General features: G+C 41.6%; 14 protein-coding genes. 3 read left to right on the top strand and 11 right to left on the bottom strand.

Features of this window, described 5'->3' with window-relative positions; all coding sequences use genetic code 11:
- Positions 1-7: 7 nt before the first annotated feature.
- The 4 genes from NSS67_RS14235 to NSS67_RS14220 form a co-directional block, all read right to left on the bottom strand.
- Positions 8-1,000, bottom strand: a complete 993-nt coding sequence (locus tag NSS67_RS14235) for a hypothetical protein (RefSeq protein WP_339320148.1) — start codon at positions 998-1,000, stop codon at positions 8-10.
- Positions 1,001-1,234: 234 nt separating this feature from the next.
- Positions 1,235-2,587, bottom strand: a complete 1,353-nt coding sequence (locus NSS67_RS14230; protein ID WP_339320147.1) for a sodium-dependent transporter — start codon at positions 2,585-2,587, stop codon at positions 1,235-1,237.
- 202 nt (positions 2,588-2,789) lie between these two features.
- Positions 2,790-3,662, bottom strand: a complete 873-nt coding sequence (locus tag NSS67_RS14225; protein ID WP_339320146.1) for a carbohydrate ABC transporter permease — start codon at positions 3,660-3,662, stop codon at positions 2,790-2,792.
- 15 nt (positions 3,663-3,677) lie between these two features.
- Positions 3,678-4,640 carry an ABC transporter permease subunit gene (locus NSS67_RS14220; protein ID WP_339320145.1) on the bottom strand — a complete coding sequence of 321 codons (963 nt, stop codon included), beginning with the start codon at positions 4,638-4,640 and terminating at the stop codon, positions 3,678-3,680.
- Positions 4,641-4,783: 143 nt separating this feature from the next.
- Between NSS67_RS14220 and NSS67_RS14215 the strand changes: the two genes are divergently transcribed.
- From NSS67_RS14215 to NSS67_RS14205, 3 genes are all read left to right on the top strand, one after another.
- Positions 4,784-6,595, top strand: a complete 1,812-nt coding sequence (locus NSS67_RS14215) for a histidine kinase (protein ID WP_339320144.1) — start codon at positions 4,784-4,786, stop codon at positions 6,593-6,595.
- Between the two features lie 4 nt (positions 6,596-6,599).
- The gene (locus NSS67_RS14210; protein WP_339320143.1) at positions 6,600-8,207 is read left to right on the top strand and encodes a response regulator; all 1,608 of its coding nucleotides are present in this window, start codon (positions 6,600-6,602) and stop codon (positions 8,205-8,207) included.
- Positions 8,208-8,316: 109 nt separating this feature from the next.
- Positions 8,317-9,996 carry an ABC transporter substrate-binding protein gene (locus tag NSS67_RS14205; protein WP_339320142.1) on the top strand — a complete coding sequence of 560 codons (1,680 nt, stop codon included), beginning with the start codon at positions 8,317-8,319 and terminating at the stop codon, positions 9,994-9,996.
- Positions 9,997-10,076: 80 nt separating this feature from the next.
- Here NSS67_RS14205 and NSS67_RS14200 read toward each other — a convergent pair whose 3' ends face one another.
- The 7 genes from NSS67_RS14200 to NSS67_RS14170 all read right to left on the bottom strand — a co-directional run bounded on the left by NSS67_RS14200 (position 10,077) and on the right by NSS67_RS14170 (position 19,480).
- Entirely contained in the window at positions 10,077-10,745 is a 669-nt protein-coding gene (locus NSS67_RS14200; RefSeq protein WP_339320141.1) for an HAD family hydrolase, read from the bottom strand.
- A gap of 27 nt (positions 10,746-10,772) precedes the next feature.
- A complete protein-coding gene (locus NSS67_RS14195) occupies positions 10,773-11,369 on the bottom strand; it encodes a DUF1349 domain-containing protein (protein WP_339320140.1) in 597 nt (198 codons plus the stop codon).
- Complete coding sequence (locus NSS67_RS14190; protein WP_339320139.1) at positions 11,366-12,622, bottom strand: MFS transporter; 1,257 nt, start codon at positions 12,620-12,622, stop codon at positions 11,366-11,368. The genes NSS67_RS14195 and NSS67_RS14190 overlap by 4 nt, the downstream gene beginning before the upstream one ends.
- Positions 12,623-12,632: 10 nt before the next feature.
- Entirely contained in the window at positions 12,633-13,664 is a 1,032-nt protein-coding gene (locus tag NSS67_RS14185) for an alcohol dehydrogenase catalytic domain-containing protein (RefSeq protein ID WP_339320138.1), read from the bottom strand.
- A 20-nt stretch (positions 13,665-13,684) separates the two neighbouring features.
- Positions 13,685-14,941 (bottom strand): aminotransferase class III-fold pyridoxal phosphate-dependent enzyme, encoded by a 1,257-nt coding sequence (locus NSS67_RS14180; protein WP_339320137.1) that lies wholly within the window; start codon positions 14,939-14,941, stop codon positions 13,685-13,687.
- 15 nt (positions 14,942-14,956) lie between these two features.
- Positions 14,957-16,111 (bottom strand): glycosyltransferase family 2 protein, encoded by a 1,155-nt coding sequence (locus NSS67_RS14175; RefSeq protein WP_339320136.1) that lies wholly within the window; start codon positions 16,109-16,111, stop codon positions 14,957-14,959.
- 243 nt (positions 16,112-16,354) lie between these two features.
- Entirely contained in the window at positions 16,355-19,480 is a 3,126-nt protein-coding gene (locus NSS67_RS14170; protein WP_339320135.1) for an ATP-binding protein, read from the bottom strand.
- Positions 19,481-19,666 lie beyond the last annotated feature (186 nt).

The following is a 19,666-nucleotide window of genomic DNA, read 5'->3' as shown; positions in this document are numbered from 1 at the left end:
AACTCCTTTACAGCGGGTGCTTTGGAACAAGACGCACACCTTGAATTGGCACATTCATTACTACAAAATGCGGCAAAGCATCGTATAATAGATTATCAATTTTAAGGGTCGCAATCGATCCTCTTTTTATCACCTTAACTTCATGTCCATAGGAATTTAATCTAGTAATAACTGCGTCTAGTCTTTTATCAGAATTATCAAACCATGCCTCTGTTTCAATAAAGACAGCTTGTGATCGCTCTAAGGCTGGGAAGAGATAATTGATACTACTACCGATAAATGTCTTCGCAAACTTTGACTTCAACACTAAAAAACGTTTTACGCCTAACTCAATTCCATGGCGAATTTGTGTAGGAAACAACGCCTTTGCCCATAAGTTACTTTGGTATAGATCATGTAATTTGATATTCACTCTTTCTAATTCGTTCAGCGAGAAGAAATCATGCATACATCCACATTCACGGAGTAGCCACAGCATACAAATGACCTCATCCGTTACTGGACCCTCTTCCAAGATTTCTGCCCGAATGTTCTCTGTAATGCTTGTGTACGCCTCTATATTACTGCGATACACTCTAATTTCAACTTCAGCAGATTCAAAAAACATGTCGCTTCCTAACAGACTTGGGATATCATCAAGTAAATTCATTGCCTTAAGATCATCTGAAATCGCAGCTTCAAACTTTTTTAATTGTTTGTTAGACAGCATAGAAGCTTTTTTTAACCACCAATTTAGGTCACCCTTCACCTCAGCACTTTTATGAAGCACGGGTTGTAGAACAGTTTCTCTGTAAAGTGTTGAATGAGATTGCTCAAGAGCTTCCTTGCGCAAGGTTAACTTGTTCTCAGATTGTGTAAAACATCCCTCTAAGTAAAGCTCCAATATAACCGCTGCTGCCATGCAGCGTAAAGACACCCTCTTGACAGTAGTCATATGAAGACTTCTCTGTGCATTTAACGCGATCAATGAAAAACTTGGTGCTAATTTTAAATCCGTCATAACCATCCACCCCCATCCTTAAATTCGTATTTACTGGATGATGTTTATTTCGTGTTACTTACTACTTACTACTTACTACTTACTACTTATATATATGACAATTACATTATATTGTCAAATATTCTTAAAAAACAAAAAAAGCCCCTTCCTCAAACTGATCGAGGAAGGGGCCCTGCTAAATTGTCTCCGAATTCCAACCACGAACAGCGGTACAATTCAGGAAGTTTTATCGAATTAAAATTTAATTATCCCCGAAGTATGAAGCAACACCAAGAACACCAAAATCGGCGCAACATAACGGAGCATAAACAACCAAACGCGGAACCAACCTGCCTTAAGCCCAGCCGCTTCTGCTGCACCTTTCCAGAAATAACCGGCAAAGATAGTAACCAGCAGACCGCCTAATGGCAACATAATGTTAGAAGTTACAAAATCCACCCAATCGAACAGCGCTTTGCCACCAAACGAAAGCTCAGGGAACATTCCCAGCGACATCGCCGAAGGCACACTGAGTAGAAAACATACTAAAGACAAAATCCAAACTGAACGTTTCCGGCTCCAATTCCAGCGCTCCATTGCGAAAGATACAGGCACCTCAAGCAGAGATACGGCAGAGGTTAATGCCGCGATCGCTAGCAAGATAAAGAACAGACCACCGAAAAATGCACCAAAAGGCATCGCTGAGAAAGCCGCTGGCAACGCAATGAAAATTAGCGAAGGCCCTTGATCAGGAGCAATACCAAATGAGAAGGTTGTCGGAAAAATGATCAATCCTGCGATAAATGCATATAACAAATCTCCCGCACCGACTGCCAATGCAGCAGTACCCAGTGATTGTTTTTTATCCACATAAGATCCATAAGTCAGGAGAATCCCCATCCCGAGCGACAATGAAAAGAAGGCATGCCCTAATGCGACTAACGCAGATTCCGCCGTCAGCACCGAAAAGTCAGGTTTAAGGAAAAAGGCTACCCCTTCGTTTGCACCCGGTAAGGTTACTGCGCGGATCATCAATACAAAAAGGAGAACAACCAGACCAGGAATTAAAACTTTATTAAATTTCTCAATCCCGCCTGAAACTCCAAGAATGACAATACCTGCCGTAATTAGGATTGCGATCCCCTGCCAAACAATTGGCATCGGTCCAGATATAAAGGAGCTGAATTCACCTGCATAGTTACTAGAACCGAACAGTTGTCCATTGAAGGCAATCATCGCGTAGTTCAGCGTCCATCCTGCAACAATGATATAAAAGGAGAGAATTAGAAATGGTGCAAGGACTTGTAGAAAGCCGACTGCCATCCAACTCTTCCCGCCTCCAGCCCGTACAAATGCGGTGGCCGCGCTTCCACGTCCGCTGCGGCCGATGGCCAGTTCTGCTAATAGTACGGGTAAACCAATCAATACTAAACATACAATGAAGAGAAGGAAGAAAGCCGCTCCCCCATTTTCCCCAGTTATATAAGGGAATTTCCACATATTCCCCAGTCCTACTGAGCTCCCGATGGCTGCAAAAATAAAGCCGGCAGAAGAGAAACGCTCCTTTTTCTCTGAGAGAAGACTTTTGTCACCTTTTATTTGATTCATTACAATGCCCCGTTTTCTCTTTTTGACCTCATTATAGCTTAAGTAAGCATGAACGTCATATGAAAATTTTCTGAATATTTTTAACTTTTTCAATAATTATCCAATTAGTTATGAGTTTCTTCATAACAAAACAAGGAGCTACAAGGTCTAGTCATGGACTAGAACCGTAGCTCCTTGTTAAAACTCTTTTGCTAAAAAGAGATTATTCTTTTACTGCACCAACTACAATCCCAGTTACAAAGAAACGTTGCAAGAAAGGATAAACTAATAGAATTGGCAACGCGCTTATGAAAATCTGTGAAGCCCGAATGGTACGTTGTGACAAATTAGCAACAGCGGCCGGATCAAGCTTAGACATATCTGCCTGAACGATAATTGTCTGCATAAACGTCGCTAGTGGAAGCTTGTCTGCATCTCTAATATAGATGATACCGTCAAAGTAAGCGTTCCAGTGTCCTACCATAAGGAATAGAGAAATGGTTGCGATGACAGGTAAGGAGACCGGTAAATATATTTTCACAAAGGTCTTGAAGTGCCCTGCTCCATCAATAAAAGCTGCTTCCTCGAGATCCTTAGGTACGGTACGGAAGAAATTAAGAAGCAAAATGATGTTAAATACAGCAACTAATCCAGGAAGAATAAGCGCCATCAATGAATTCATAAGGCCAAGCTTCAGAATTAAGATGTAACCCGGAATTAGACCACCGCTGAACAGCATGGTGACTACAAAATACCAAAGATAGACGTTTCTTGCACGAAACACTCTTGTTTCCTTAGACAGCGCATAAGCTGCAACCGTATTTACTATTAGCGCAAGTGCTGTTCCGAGGATTGTCCGCTGTACAGACACCCACAAGGAGGTAAGGAAATTGACATTATTAAACGTCTTTGCGTAGGCTTCAAGTGTAAAGTCAATCGGCCAGAATGTGACTAATCCAGCATTAGCAGGTGCGGAAGAGCTTAAAGATACCATGAGTAAGTGATACAAAGGTAGCAAGCAGAGCACGGAAAGGATAGTTAGGCACACATTATTGATTATACTGAATATTCGATATGGAATTGTTTTATGGTACATCAGATGTCATCCTTTCTAGAAAATTCTGTACCCTGCAAATCTATAAGCTAGTCGGTAAGAGACAACGATTAAGACTAGGCTGATTACCGATTTGAATAGATTAACTGCGGTCGCGAAGCTGAACTGTCCGCTTAGTAGACCTTCTCTGTATACGAAGGTATCAATGATATCTCCCTGTTGGTAGATCAATGGACTGTACAAGTTAAAGATCTGGTCAAAGTTTGCGTTTAGCACATTACCCAGCGCCAAGGTTGCGATTACGATAGCGATCGGGATTAACGCAGGAATTGTAAGATATATCGTCTGTTTCCAACGGCCCGCCCCATCCACTTCAGCAGCTTCATAGAGTGATGGATTTATACCCGAAAGTGCCGCTAGAAAGATAATCGTATTGAATCCAAACTCTTTCCAGACATCACTAGCAATAATTGTGAACCTGAACCAGTTGCCGTCCCCTAGAAAGAATATTGGCTTGATGCCGAATACGGATGTGAGGAATTGATTGACAATACCTGTCTGAGCAAGGATATCAATGAGAATCCCTGAAAGGGTAACCCAAGACAGAAAGTGCGGGAGATAAACGAGTGTTTGAATGGTTCTTTTAAGCCCCATCCTCCTTACCTCATTGAGCAATAACGCGAAGATGAAAGGAATAATCAAGTTCAAAACAATTTTGGAGCATGCAAAAAACAACGTATTCCATGTGATCTGCAGGAAGTAATCATTCTCCCACATGTACCTGAAATGCTTAAGTCCGACCCACTCGGAATCAAAAAAACCTAGTGCAGGTTTATAGTCTTGAAATGCCATAAGAATTCCGGACATCGGAATATAAGAAAAAATAAAAACCATAATTGCCGCCGGCAACACCATTAAATGGAGAATCCATGGTTGATTAAAGCCTTTTTTTCTTTTTTTACCTGGCTGACTTTCTAGGCTCGCCTGCTGTATCGAGTTAACCTCCATATTAGCCTCCATAGCTCTCTCCTGTTCCCAAAAAAATATTTTGTGTGTGATGGGGATCTCTGCTATAAATAGTATCAGGCGTTTCTTAGGTTTGACTATATAACATTGTTAGGGCTTGATAGGGTTTTATTAGGACATCATTTGGAGGGGCATTTATGAATTTATGGAAGCGCTTTACAAAAGTTAGAGAAAACTTACATTCTCGATTTAGTCTGTTTGCCAAGATAAACAGCTTGATCATAATCTTATTCATTCCCATCATTATCATGTATACCTTCTCAAATAACGTCACTTTCGACGTTGTAGGTAAAGAGCTGCAGATGTCCAACACGAAACAACTCACTTTTTTATCCAACCAGATCGATTCGCGAATTAATCAGATGATGGATTTCACTCTTATTCTTTCCAAAGATCCCAATGTCAGGGCATTCAATGGATTAAATGTATGGGAAGATCGATATGATCAAATGCAGACAAGATATATTATTCAGGAAAAGATGGTGCTGCAGGCTGGGGTTACAGATATTTGGCCTACCAGATACGCTGTTCATTCACAGCAGAATAAAGATGTCATTGCCAACTACGACAGACCCACTGGGTATGATGAGGATTATTTAAAAGCAAATATGAGTGGAAAATGGACGTATGGTGATCATGGCGTGGAATCTCAGGGCGATCTAAAATCCTTTTACTGGTTCTTTACGGATTCCTTAGCTCAGCCAGGAACTTTAACGGGAAGTAGCCTAGTCATTGAAGCGAGTTTCAGTTATGAGAACATTCAAAACATGCTAGATTCATATAAAGCAGGTGGGCAAGGTGATCCTTTCTTCTATCACAAAGGGGATAAACCGATCTTGAACCGTAGTGCGGACAAGCAGCTATCAGATGAACTTATTCGTTATTTGGACAACCACTCTCCGGATAATACAACCGAGGATGTAGTGAAACTGAATGGGAAGAACTATTTGGTCAGCTCTGTGAAGTCATCCTCTTTGGACTGGCATTTGATAGATGTTGTCCCGCTTTATCAAATACTCAAACCGATTTCTATTAGTCGGGATTTATTCTATATCACTATGATTTTGCTATTTGTTGTGGGAATTTCCTCTTCAATTCTGCTATATAGAAATGTTCAATATCCAATTAAAAAGCTAGTCAGCGGGTTACGGCGCGTACAGCAGGGAGACTACTCCGTACGTCTTCATAGCAAAGAGCAAAATGAGTTTTCGTTTCTGTTCCACCGTTTTAATGATATGTCCCATCAAATTCAAGACTTGATAGAAAATGTATTTAATGAAAAGATCCGAGCCCGAGAAGCTACCCTGAAGCAGCTCCAAGCGCAAATCAATCCACATTTCCTCTATAACTGCCTTGGTTATATTATCAATATGGCCCAGATGAAAGATGAGGACGCTGTCGTCTCCATGGCGTATAATTTAAGTGCTTACTATCGCTATACCACCCGAATGGAACGAGAGACAGCTTCTTTGGAGGAAGAAATCAAGCTTCTTGTCAACTATTTAGATATCCAGAAGCTGCGCAATGGCAGAATTGAATATCATATTGATATTCCTGAGGATATGCTAAGCCAGTCTGTGCCACGCCTAATGCTTCAACCGATGGTAGAGAATTCTGTGATTCATGGAGTATCGAAGTCTTATACATCAGGTGAAATCAAAATTAGTGGTGAGAAGTCAAACGGTTTCTGCAAAATTTATATTGATGACGATGGTCCCGGCTTGAATCTGGATCAGCTAGAAGCATTAAATCGTAAAATGCAGGAGCCTTTGCAGGAAGAAATGGGTTGTGGTCTTTGGAATACGAATCAGCGGATCATACACCTATTCGGCAATCATTCAAGTCTTACATTCAAGCCATCCCCTCTCGGTGGATTCCGAACAGAGATTATCTGGGAGATCCCAACTGAGGATGAAAGTTATAAATTAAAGAACCATCAAGGAGACTAACAACATGCAGATGATCATAGTAGACGACGAAGCACACTGGGTAGATAATCTTTCCATGACTAAACCCTGGCATACGCTGGGAATTGAACAGGTGCATAAAGCTTATTCAGCACGTGAAGCCTTACAAATTATTGATACGCATCCCATTGATATAGTAATCTCAGATATTCAAATGCCAGAAATGACGGGAATTGAATTGATAGAGCGGATAAGAAAACACAACAAAAAAATAAAATGTATTATATTATCCGGCCATTCAGAATTCGATTATGCCAAAAAAGCACTCCAGAATAAGACCGTGGATTACTTGCTTAAACCGCCTACTGATGATGAATTGCTCGGAGCAGTCAAAAATGCGATCAATCAATTAAATGCAGAATGGGAGCTCATTAGTTCTCTTAAGCGAACCCAGTTTACCCTCCGGGAGAATCTTCCGGTTTTACGGGGGCGATTGTTACTGGATGCCTTACAAGGTCATCGATTTCAAGCCGGAGAATGGGAACGGAAGCTCGTGAGTTACGATCTACCCTTCCAATCCGGAGAATCCGCATTGATGCTTGTACGAATGGAAGAAGAATTCGGAGAATTTGATAATACAGATCAAACCTTGATTGAATATGCGATCATTAATATGGCTGAAGAGATTATGGGTGAATTTATGGAGGTTTGGGGCGTTAAAGAGGAACATGGATATCTTGTGTTTCTGCTCCAGCTTAAAGAACAAGGAACTGATCTTGGAAAAGAATCCATATTAGAAAAGCTTTCTTTACAACTTCAGTACAAGGTTAAACAATTCCTGAAAGGTTCACTTTCCATTGTAATCACGGAGTGGTTCAAGTTTCCTGAGCAGTTGTCAAATCGTTTCCATCAAGCCTCCTCCTCTTTCCGTCAAATTGTCGGAGATGAGCGAGAATTCATTATGCGGGTCAGTGACTTGGAACTTCCTTCAGCGCACGGCCCCTTGGATGCTCTATATACCCCTCCCACTTTGATTCACCTACTGGAGAGTGGACATTGGGATGCGGCCGAAGAGAAATTACTTGCCGTCTGTGCTGAATTGGATGAGAAATGGTCTGAATCCTGGGAACATTGTATGGAGGCTGGCTTTTTAATTACTGCCTCTTTCACGAATCTTGCCCATCGCAATGGTCATACACTGGCAAGCTTAATGGGGACCGACATGGAAGCGTTGCAGAGTGGGGATGCTTTTACCAGCATTAGTAAACTAAGAAAATGGTCACTAAGTGTTCTAGCCAATCTAAAAGAAGGAACATCTAACGAAATCAAAGATATACGTTCCGAGTATGTAAAGAAAATTCAGGATTATACGGATAAGAACTTACATGATGATGTATCATTACGTGTTCTGGCTGATCATGTAAATCTCCATCCGACGCATTTATCAAAAATATATAAGATTGAAACGGGTGAAGGAATTAGCGATTATATCTCGCGTTTACGGATGGATCGTGCCTGTCATAAGCTGAAGACGACTTCTAAAAAAGTCTATGAAATCAGCATGGAGATTGGCTATATGGACCCTGCTTATTTTATTAAAGTATTCAAACGGCAGTTTGGGGTAACGCCGCAGGAATATAGAGACACAAAATAAATAGCATGATAGAGTCCTATCGAAACTAAAAATCTCATATAGATGACATCCCCGACAAGTTGTTAAAGTTACACTTGTAAAGATCATACACAGTAGGGGGAATTGAAGAATGATCAAGTTTAAGAAAATGTGGTCGCTACTCACGGTCACAGCACTTATCACTCTCACAGCATGTGGCAGTAGCGGCACAGCTAATGAGAACGCTAAAAATGGTAACGCAACTGAAAATACCCAATCCGAAGCAGATGCTGCTTTCGCAAAAGGAAAATACGATCCACCGATTGAGTTCAGCTCCGTATTGATGCCTAAGAAGTATGTTCAAGGTGATACCAAAGAAAACAACGTACACGATCGCTGGATGCTTGAAACACTCGGCATGAAGCATAAAGATACTTGGTATCCTGCAAACGACGATCAATACAGACAAAAACTTCAGCTTGCCATTGCTTCTGGCGAGAAGCTGCCTGATTTCGTTTTTGTACCAACTAACGCAGTATTGACCAATCAGCTAATTGATTCTGGTCAGTTTATTGCCATCGATGAATTGTTTGATAAGTATGCCAATAAGATTCTGAAAGACCACGTTACAGCACATCCAGAACTTTGGTACCCATTCACTAAAGACGGTAAGAAATATAATCTGCCGATCCTTGAATATACCGACAATGATGATACGCTTCTGTGGTTGCGTGAAGATTGGATGGAAAAGCTGAATCTTCAGGCTCCTAAGACCATCGCTGATCTTGAGATCATCATGGACAAATTCAAGAACGAAAACCCTGATGGCTTAGCACCTAAAGATGTGTACCCGCTTGCAATTTCTTTGAAAAACAATACAAACACCTGGATGGGCCAACTCGACTGGTTATTCGGGGCATACGGTACGATTGAGGAACAGTGGAACAAAGACAAAGACGGAAATCTAGAATATGGATCAATTAATCCAGGTGCTAAGCAAGCACTCGCAAAGCTTAGTGAATGGATGGACAAAGGTTATATTCATGCGGACTCCGCTCTTTGGGATGAAGGTAAATCTGCTGAAAGCTTCACGAAGGGTGCAGCTGGGATTCTGCCAGGCGCTAACTGGGTTCCAGACTGGCCGGCTCCCGATCTTATGAAGAACGTAGCTGGAGCGAAGATTAAAGGTTATCCAGTTCCAGCAGGACCAGATGGTTTGATTGGAACCAAATGGCAGAATTCTGGTGTGAACGCTAGTATCATGATTAACAAGGATGCTAAGCATCCTGAAGCGATTTTCTTGTACTATAACTACCTGCTTGATAACTTAGCTAACCCTGCTGCAGGCAGCCAATATGAATATGGCTTTGCTAAAGGTTACGATTGGGACATGATTGATGGAAAACCTACAAGTGATAAAGACAAGATTAAAGAATTCTCCAATGAATTCCCATTCTTAACAGGTCCGGCACGTATTCCTGATCTGTTTATGAAGACCTTGGTTAAACTTGCTGATGGCGAGAAAGCTGAAACACCTTATGAAAAACAAATGGCAGAGTTCCGTAAACCAGAAAACTGGGCGGCAGGAAAAGTAGTTATGTCACAAATAGACGTTCGTAAACAAAACTACTTCACTGGTGCTGCTACACCAACGATGGTTTCCAAATGGAACCTGCTTCGTCAGTCCGAAATGGAAACTTTCAACAAAATCATTTATGGTAAACTGCCTGTAGATGCTTTTGACCAATTTGTTGCCAATTGGAAAACCAATGGTGGTGACCAAATCACTAAAGAAGTTAACGAATGGTTCAAATCTGTATCTGCGAAATAAACTTCAACTATATATAGAAACAAGCCGAGGCGTGCAATCGCTTCGGCTTGTTTCTATTTTATGTCATCATCACTACACGATTATGCCAGATCCATTAGCTCATCCTCCAACGACAATTGCTCGAAATCAAATTCAAGGAGAGATGCTAGTCTCCTCTCATAAGGTGGAAAGTCAAGCTCTCTAGTTACTTCATTCGGAACAATAATACAACGAATGCCTGCAGCATTAGCTGCTTTCAAGCCATTGGGTGAATCCTCGAACGCGAGGGTTTCGTTTGGGCTTACGCCTAATTGGTGCATCGCCAGCTTATATAGTTCAGGATCTGGCTTTACACATTTGACATCATCAGATGTAACTACTGCATCGAATAGAGGTAGCAGCTCAAAGTATTGCAAATACTTAAACACCCAGTCGCGAGTAGAGCTTGAAGCAATAGCGAGCCTCATGCCCCGCTGTCGAGCTTGTTGCAGCGCTTCATCTACACCTGGTAGCAATTGTGCATTTTTCATGCGAAGCTCATAGTTATGTTCCAAATCAGACTGAAGTCGTTTCAGGTCAATTGGTTCCCCTACTTGCTGTTCCAAATATTTATAAGGGTGAAACTCTTCAAAGTTAGTGCCCACATTGCCGGCCCAAAGCGACAAAGGTAATTCCAGTCCGTACGCAGAATAAGCTTCTTTGAATACGTAATACCATGGCGTTTCGGTATCGAGCAGTAAACCATCGAAGTCAAATATTACTGCTTTCATATAAGCTCCCCCACTTCATTTATTCGTTTAGAAGCGGCTTTCTTGCTTCGATTCCGATAAACTTAAATAGTCGAAACTCACTGAGCAGCCTTCACCTTGCGGAGATTGCGCGACAACACCTGCTACGCATTCAGCACCTTCATTCATTCCAAAATATCGGATAAGTGTCCAATTCGCGCCGTCCTCCGAATAGGAAAAGGTGACACAATGATTTTGCTTGGTGATACGCAAATAAGGTTTGTCAACGGCAACTTTAACGGAGTTACAATCATCTGACATCCCTTCTCTTGTCACCACAGACACAATTATGGGATGCTGTCCGTCAAATTCAAAGCAAATTTTGCCCCAGTTATGATGATCTATCATAAACATAAGGCATCCTGAATCATATTTATGCTGCATATCGACACTAATTCTGGTTGTCATTTCAAAGGAATCCCCAACAGGTACGGATAAGAATGGTGCTGAGCTTGCGATATGTTTACCTGCTGGGTCTTGGAAAAAGTCTGATTTGGGAGGTGCTAATAAGGTCAGTCCATCTAAATCTGTAAATTCCCAGGTTGCAGGGCGATTCATCCAGCTCAGTTGTTTTCTTGTTTCATTTACGAATAAGTTTACAGTCATTCTTCTTCTCCTATCATCAATGGTTTTTCAACAAGACGCCTTGTCTTTCGCCCCATAGGAAAAGCCAGGGCTATCACGCTGGCATAGCTGATAAAGATGAGAATAAATAACAAAGATGGCTTATAGGCATAAATAAGTCCTGAAATATATCCCCAAGGAATCGCGACAATGGACATGACTACTTGTACAGAAGAGAACATATCTGCTTTTTCATATTTACCTAACCGGTTCATTAGCAGCGCATCTCTGTAAGTAGGAAGCAAGAACATTCCTGCGGCCAATATCGTTGTCACTATACACAACATAACAGTATTTCCACTTGGAATAAACAAGAATAATAATGATCCTATTGCACATAATGCCAAGGACAGCTTGACATAGAATTCATCGCTTTGATTTCTCATTCTAGGCATCACAACACTGTATACAAGAATAGTGGCAATCGCCGTAATGAACGGAATCCACGAAATCATTTGATCCTTGAAGCCAAGCTCCTCTTTCAGATAAATAACCTGGAAAAAGTTCATCTGCAAAATAATATTTGAAATAATTGTAATCAATAAGATGGGCAATATTTGCCGATCACGCAATGATTGTCCGAATAAACGAAAGCTCTGGAGAACACCTCGCAAAATATGGGTATTGCTATTCGCTTCGATCATCACTTTTCCGGCTTCGGTCTCTTTTGTTAAATAGTTTCTTAGAACAAACATGATCGTCATACTAATGCCGCCGGCGAAATAGATGACGCTAAGCGTCGGCATAATTCCATATTTGCTAATAACCCCACCTGCAAGAGGTGCCAGCACCCCAGCAGAAATAATGATAATATTCATCATTGCAAAAACATGCGATCGCTGCTGTTTTTTTACGTCCTCGATAATTAGTAGGTTAAAGGCGACAGTGACAAATTTATTCGTCGCATTCAATAAGTAAGCGATCAAAAAAAGCCAGAAATTATTTGAAAAAGCCCAAATAAACATTGGAACACTCCAAGCTACTAGATCGAAAATAAGAGATGTTCGTTTCCTCCCCCATTTATTTGTGACCGCTCCCGCAAACATCTGAAACACAAACGCAAAATATAAGTTAATTGAATTAATAAGGCCTATCTGAATATCAGAAAGACCTGCCCCTTTCATGTACAAAGGGGCATAAAATAATACAATCGTACCGGGAATTGCCCATAACGGTTCTAGCCAGATCGAATAGCGCGGATTGTCTGGGAGCTCTCTGAACTTTTGGAAAATCATTGATTTCACCCTAACATACTAGAATCGATTTGACTGAGGTCATAGGTAGTGGATCACCAGTACGCATATGATATCCCATAGTTTCGTTAAAAGCTTGCTCATAGTGCTCCAATGCTACTTTAGATGTAATCAAACTTTCAAGCTCTGGAATGCTTTGCGCGAATTCCAACGCCATACCAACGATTTGATGAACGGCAACCTTACCTATAATGTTCACACCATTGTTAATAAAGTCCGTTGGGCGAATGGAAACTTCATATTGATCATTGTAGCCCATCGGAATAATCCGTCCGCCCTTACCAATCAATTCTAGTGCGGTATGCAATTGATTTCCTACACAATCCACAACAATATCGAATTTACGATTATCATTCAAAGCTAGGACCGATTCAATGGACATGTCGGCTGGATCAAATACATGATCGGCAATGTTGCTGGCAAAGTTGCGGCGATAATCGTCTGGCTCCGTTCCTACTGTCAGACGTCCGAGGCGTTTGCTGATAAGCTGGCATAAAGATCCTATAGCTCCAGAACCTAATACAACCACTGAATCACTTGGCTTAATGTCCGCTTTCAGAAACGTATTCAGCACACAACCAAGCGGTTCAATTAGCATTGCCGTTTCCCAGCTCATCGAGCTTGGAATTTTGTACATATACTTTTCTTCACCGACGTAATATTCTGCGAAAGTGCCATGTATGGTCATTCCCACCTGATGGTCCTCAAAATTTTCACAGTAGCAAAATTGACTCTTCCGACAATAATGACATACTCCGCAAGCTTGGGTAGGGTCAACGATAACCCGATCACCAACACTAACGCTACGAACCCGCTTGCCTACTTCTACTACAGTACCTACTCCCTCATGCCCGATCACAGTGCCCTTGTTGGCAAAAATTTTACCTTTAATGACATTCAAGTCGGTCCCACAAATACCCGATCCATAAATCTTAACCTTTACTTGAATATCAGATTGAATATTCGGCTCTTCCATTTCCATTAGTTCAACTGTTTTTGGTGCTGTGTATACAAGTGCTTTCATTTGATATTCCTCCTAATATATTATTTAATTTGTTCTTTGCTAGAAACACTCCAGACTTGCAATGCTGACTGAATGGATTGCTGGATTCGGTCATAATCCGCATCAGTATGACTATCAGAGAACACGAAAAATCCTTTGCTGAAAATGCCGTCTTTCGCCAGCCGTTTCACAAGAAACTCACGGAACGGATCATTATAAAATTGATCGCAGGCATGTTTACGAATACAAAAGCTTGCATATGTGCCTTGCAGCTCTAAATCCTGAATTTCAAGCAGCTCAATCATTTCTTTCAGATCATGGATTAACCGAGTGGTTCTAGCACGCCAACTTGGCCAGACAGGAGCCTGCTGGATTAATTGCTCGCAGGCAATTAGCGCTGCTAAAGCAATCGTCTCACTTGCATGCGCAGCGCTGAACCGAACGTCCGTCAATAACTTCATCCATCGCTCGCCGCCCATAATAACCGCTAAAGGCAATCCGTTAGCCATTCCTTTTGAGAGACATAATATGTCTGGCCAAATATCATATTCACCCGCTGTTGCCTGTTTTCCCATCCGAATGCCTGAAGTGACTTCGTCGAAGATGACGGTTATATTCCTTTGTTTACAGCTGTCGACAACGACACTAAGCTCTTCTTTCTTCCATTCGTTCGGACATAACACAATACAAGCAATATCATCAGCATCGCGCTTAATTAGCTTCAAAGTTTCAAATGCGTCACCGTTCATAAAATATGTAGTGTCTCTAATGAATGGCGGTAATCCAAGGGCTTCCGTATTTTCACCGTAATACCCGTAAGCAGACCAATCATGCCAACCATGATACCCTGTGGCAATCACCTTTGATTTTCCACTATAGGCACGAGATACACGAATAGCCGCACTTACAACATCAGCCCCTCCTTTCGCAAATTTCAACATCTTATAACGTTCGTCAAATCTTTTTAGAATGAGCTTCGCAGCTTCTAGCTCTAAATCCGCCGCAGTTGAGAAGCTGGTCCCTTTTGTTAATTGTTGTATAATCGCATCTGTTACTTCTACTCGTGCATGTCCCCACGGCACAGTTCCCATTGCCATCTCACAATCCAGCCATTCATTACCATCAATATCAGTAAAGTTTGCTCCATTTGCTTCCGCACAGCATAAAGCTGTGAAACCGGGGAAAAGTCTCTCTGGTGTTTTGGCGAGTGTGCTGCATCCACCTGGAATAATTGTGGAAGCTTGCTCTAGCCAATCCAAACTTTTTGTGAAATTATGGTGCTGTTTAGTCGGTTCCATTGGGATCTCCTTCATTCAGCGAACCTTCGTTCCAGGCCAGCAGCTAGCGTATATCTGGTTGATTAAAAGCACATTTCCATATAAATCTACGATAAGATCATCGTGTGAAGCTTTCCGCCGTATTTCAATCCAATATCGGTTGTCGAGTAATCGAGTGAAATTGTCTACCAAGAACAACAACCTTGATGAAGAATGAATAAGCTCTTTGCCAAGAACTTGTGGCAGCCAGATCGCACCATTGGAATTAAAACGATTAGAATAATTTAATATGTCAGTTAAGGTTACGAGCTCTGATTGTTGTAAATGATCCCACAATGAATCTGCATCGCTGCGAACCTCAGCCAAATCGACTCCAATATAAGTTGCTCCATGTTCAAGACGGTGTGTTAAAAGGCGATGTTCAAGATTTAATAAAGTGAAATTCCACGTATCACTGCTTATTTGATTGCCCCACTTCTTCCAAAAACGCGCTAAGTTGTTCTTCCGATTGAAATTCCGATGAATGCCATTGCTTCTTTCCCAATGATAAGCTTGGGTTTTAGGATTGATTACGGTTGTATATCCGGCCTCTTTAGCTCTCATTTGATAATCGAAATCCTCATAGCCATTAAAAAATTTTTCATCCAAATACCCGACTTTTTCGAATACTTCTCGCTTCATGGCAAACATTGCGAAGATAACCATTTGCACCTCAAATATATGCTGTGGAATATCCTCAAGCGTTGCATTCAGAAACAAATGGCGGCCAATGGTATCTGCAAAAGTAATACCGCAATGCTGTATCCCACCCGTCTGCGGGTAGAGGAGCACACCGCCAACCATGCCGATGGAAGGGCTGCTATTCAACGTATCTTCCATTTGCTCTTGCCAATTTGGATTGAGGATGATATCGGAATCTAGCAAATAAATATAATTGCCTTGCACGTTACTTAACGCTTCGTTAATTGATATTGCACAGCCTTTCGGATATTCATGACGTATAATCTCTATCTTTACCTTTGCTGATGCTTCACGCTGTAAGCGCTCCAAATGCTCTTGGACCTTCAGACCAGAGCCATCATTGATGAAAATAATTTCCGTGAAAGGTTCGATGGTCCTCATTAGAGACTCTGTAAATAGAGTCAGGATGTTGTAATCTTGATTAACTGGTACAATGATGGAATGCTTCATGATCATTACCTCCAAAGTTAAAATAAAAAGATTTCAATCCCTTTGATTACAAATTTTCCTTTCTTTGTAATAATGGCAGGTAGGTTTTGTTTTTACAATCTATGATGGAACAATAGTGAAATAATTACATATTTTTCTAAAATTATTACCAATTGAACTTTTTCAAACAGCAAAAAGGGATAACTCCAAGGAGTTACCCCATGATCACTATCAGATTCAATCTACTAATCTTGCTTTACACAATCAATCCTGATCAGGAATAATAAATGACACCGTAGTTCCCACGCCAGGAATACTTTGAATCTTCAAGCCTTGCCCATACAATTGAGTCAATCTTCGATCTGTATTAAGCAGTCCAATCCCTTGATCCTTATAGCCCTTAGGATTTAACAACTTACTGACTTGAGCTTCGTTCATCCCAATCCCCGTATCTGCAATGTTAAAATGGACAGCATCCGCATGTGTCTCAATGTGAATGCGTAGCGTTCCACCTTTAGCCCGACTTAAAACCCCGTGCCGAACGGCATTCTCGACTAGTGGCTGAATCGTAAGCGGAGGGATTAAAAGCTCAAGATCCGCGTCCACTTCCCATTCCACATGCAATCTCTCTTCAAAACGCTGCTGCTGGATATATACATAATTCTCCACTAGCTCAAGTTCCCTCGACAAAGTAACAAGCTTACCAACATTCAAGAAGTCAAAGCTGATGCGCAGATAAGTAGTAAAAGCTTCTGATAGGTCTCTCATCTTTCCAGTATCAAAATCACTCAAGGACATAATCGAATTCAGTGTATTGAAGAGAAAATGTGGATGAATCTGTGCTTGTAAATAAGCCCCCTCCATCCGCAATCGATCATTGACCGCTTGCTTCATAGAAGAGAGAGACCAAGCACGATACTTCAATTCCATTGCATCAACTGGCTTGGTGACATAGTCATTCGCTCCTGCCAAGAAACCTGCATAGATGTCTTGCGGCTCACTTCGAGCGGTCAGTAGAATAATAGGCAGTTCATACATTGTGAATCGCTCACGAATTAATCTTGTTAATTCATAACCAGACATGCCTGGCATCATCACATCAGCGATGACCAAATCAAACCGCTCATGATGTAACTTATCCAGCGCCTCACGTGCAGAAGTCGTTGTCTCAATCCGATAAGCTCCATCTGACAAAATATTTTGCAAAACTTTTAAATTGACCGAATCATCGTCTACCGCCAGAATCCGAATGATGTCAGAACCTGTTTCAAGCTTCGAGAGCGACTCAGCTTCCTTCGTACTGTATGTGGCAGCTTCCATAGCAGATCTCTCTGTGTTTATCCACCTGCTGAATGGTGACATAGCGTCCGTTTCCATTTCTAAATGAACATCAGGAATAGGTAACTGCAAACTCTCATCTGCTACGGGTAACTTGAAGCTGAACTTGCTACCGTGGCCTGGCTGCGATTGCAGAAATAAATCACTGCCGTGCAGTTCAACCAACTCCTTACAGATACTAAGTCCAAGGCCAATACCACCTTCGCTGTGAGCCCCTTGTTCATAGCGCATAAACACACGCTTTTGCAATGCCTCATCCATACCTATTCCAGTATCCGTGACATGTATCCATACATCCTCGCCTACTTGTTCTGCTGCCAGCTCTACCCTTCCCTGTTCGGTGTATTTAAGCGCATTATGAACCAAATTAATCAGAATCTGTACCAATCGCTCCTCATCAGCATAAACACGCGGTAAATCCTCATTTATATTCTGGCGAAGCTCCACCTTCGTCCCGCCAGTGAGGAAGCGTAGCATATCCAGCACACCTTCAGCCAATGACCTTACTTGCACCGCTTTTATATTCAACACGATCCGTTTATCCTGCAATCTCACCACATCAAGCAAATCATTCAGCATAAGCGACATCCGCCGGCTGACCATAATTAGCAGTTCTATGTCATGTTGACTCTCTTTATCCAGCACATTTTTTTTCCTCGTTAACACGCTCTGGGCAATATTCATAATTCCATGCAGTGGGGTGCGCAGCTCGTGTGATGTATTGGCCAGAAAACGATCCTTTAATTTGTTGGCTTCAGCCAATTGAGCATTCAGTAACACATTTTGATGGGATTGATGAAAATATCTCCTAAACCAATAGGCAGAGAAAGCCGCAAGTGCAGCAATCAAATCTACTGGATAAAACATAAATTGTGAGGTTCCTGCGTAATAGACCGCCCCCCACAATATATTATTTATTACAGCTAGTACTGCGCATAGCAAAAATAGAGCACCCTCAGCCCGAATGAATACCATTTTCGCAAAATAATATGCCGTCCAAATTATTGGAACATAGTACAGGATCATGTAGTATCCTTTTTCAATCGAATATAGAACGTTCTCTTCAGGCCCCAGTACAATATATAGGGTGTAACCTAGGAGTATGAGGATGTAGCTATAAAAAGCCTTACCATTACGCTGATTACCCAACAGAACTCTACCCATCAGGAAAAGGAACAAACAGAACCCCATATATGAAAGAGCGTTTAGCTTCAACGTCCATGCAAAATCAACCTGAAGAAACCGGAATAACAAGCCGTTGTGCTTAACCCCAACGGTCATAGCCCCTGCGACCATCATCATAACGAAATTAAATAACTCTGTTTTTCGCACATCCATCAAATAGATAATCAGCAAATAGAACCCGTGAAGCAGAAGAATGACTCCAACGATAAGCTGTAAGCCAATGGAATTCCAGTAGATTGTATCAACCTCATGTTGAATGCCAAACTTCACTGACCGAACAATGCCCCCTTTTAACGGAGACTCATAATTTGACGTTCGAACAAACAGATCCAGTTGGTTCTGATCCGTAGGCGCATAACTGATTAGAAATGACTTCGCGACAGAAACATGGCCTTCCTTATTATCAGATAACACACCAAACCGTGAGAGAACTGTTCCATTAATCTCCACTTCAGAAGCAGTATAGACCGATTGAAACCAAAAGCTAAGCGGCTCAGACAAGGGCTGATCCAGCAGAATACGCAAATGATAAGTTCCGTAACCATATGCCTTCTCATGATCGGCTGGAGGATTGAATTTAGCATTCCAGTTACCCGGTACCTGAAGCCTCTGACCCTTTGACGCATTGTCGATATTGGTGGCATTCACCCATTGTTCAGGATAGAACTCCCATTCTCCATCCAGCGGAAAAGAGCTTAGTGATTCAATGTCTACTCCCCGTAGATCCAGCACACCTTCCTTCACTGTGGGAGGATTGGACGCTGAAAAGTGATTATGCCAGCTCCAGCGCACCACAAGCAGCAGGCAGATGAATACTACTATGTAAAACATATGGCTTAACTTAATCTTATTCTCCGAAGTTCTCATGTACGCCTCATTCTTCGATAAATCTAATAGTGCTATATTCCCATCTTTCACTATTGAACAATATAGTCTGATTATACTATAATATGAGGTCTGTGAACGTAAGTAATCCTAGTTTCAAAGGATAAAAAAGGAAACTCCATTTGAGCGGAGTTTCCTTTTTTCGTCTAACAAAAGTTGCGCATTTCA

This window comes from Paenibacillus sp. FSL R10-2734 (assembly GCF_037963865.1).
In the GTDB taxonomy this organism is placed as follows: Bacteria; Bacillota; Bacilli; order Paenibacillales; family Paenibacillaceae; genus Paenibacillus_AQ.
Note: the sequence above shows the minus strand (reverse complement) of the source record. Positions and strands in the feature narration are given on the sequence as shown.

Coding starts and splice junctions, on each gene's coding strand:
- NSS67_RS14235 (WP_339320148.1), bottom strand. CDS start 1,000: ATGACGGATTTAAAATTAGCACCAAGTTTTTCATTGATCGCGTTAAAT.
- NSS67_RS14220 (WP_339320145.1), bottom strand. CDS start 4,640: ATGGAGGCTAATATGGAGGTTAACTCGATACAGCAGGCGAGCCTAGAA.
- NSS67_RS14175 (WP_339320136.1), bottom strand. CDS start 16,111: ATGAAGCATTCCATCATTGTACCAGTTAATCAAGATTACAACATCCTG.
- NSS67_RS14180 (WP_339320137.1), bottom strand. CDS start 14,941: ATGGAACCGACTAAACAGCACCATAATTTCACAAAAAGTTTGGATTGG.
- NSS67_RS14195 (WP_339320140.1), bottom strand. CDS start 11,369: ATGACTGTAAACTTATTCGTAAATGAAACAAGAAAACAACTGAGCTGG.
- NSS67_RS14210 (WP_339320143.1), top strand. CDS start 6,600: ATGCAGATGATCATAGTAGACGACGAAGCACACTGGGTAGATAATCTT.
- NSS67_RS14230 (WP_339320147.1), bottom strand. CDS start 2,587: ATGAATCAAATAAAAGGTGACAAAAGTCTTCTCTCAGAGAAAAAGGAG.
- NSS67_RS14170 (WP_339320135.1), bottom strand. CDS start 19,480: ATGAGAACTTCGGAGAATAAGATTAAGTTAAGCCATATGTTTTACATA.
- NSS67_RS14200 (WP_339320141.1), bottom strand. CDS start 10,745: ATGAAAGCAGTAATATTTGACTTCGATGGTTTACTGCTCGATACCGAA.
- NSS67_RS14185 (WP_339320138.1), bottom strand. CDS start 13,664: ATGAAAGCACTTGTATACACAGCACCAAAAACAGTTGAACTAATGGAA.
- NSS67_RS14190 (WP_339320139.1), bottom strand. CDS start 12,622: ATGATTTTCCAAAAGTTCAGAGAGCTCCCAGACAATCCGCGCTATTCG.
- NSS67_RS14205 (WP_339320142.1), top strand. CDS start 8,317: ATGATCAAGTTTAAGAAAATGTGGTCGCTACTCACGGTCACAGCACTT.
- NSS67_RS14225 (WP_339320146.1), bottom strand. CDS start 3,662: ATGTACCATAAAACAATTCCATATCGAATATTCAGTATAATCAATAAT.
- NSS67_RS14215 (WP_339320144.1), top strand. CDS start 4,784: ATGAATTTATGGAAGCGCTTTACAAAAGTTAGAGAAAACTTACATTCT.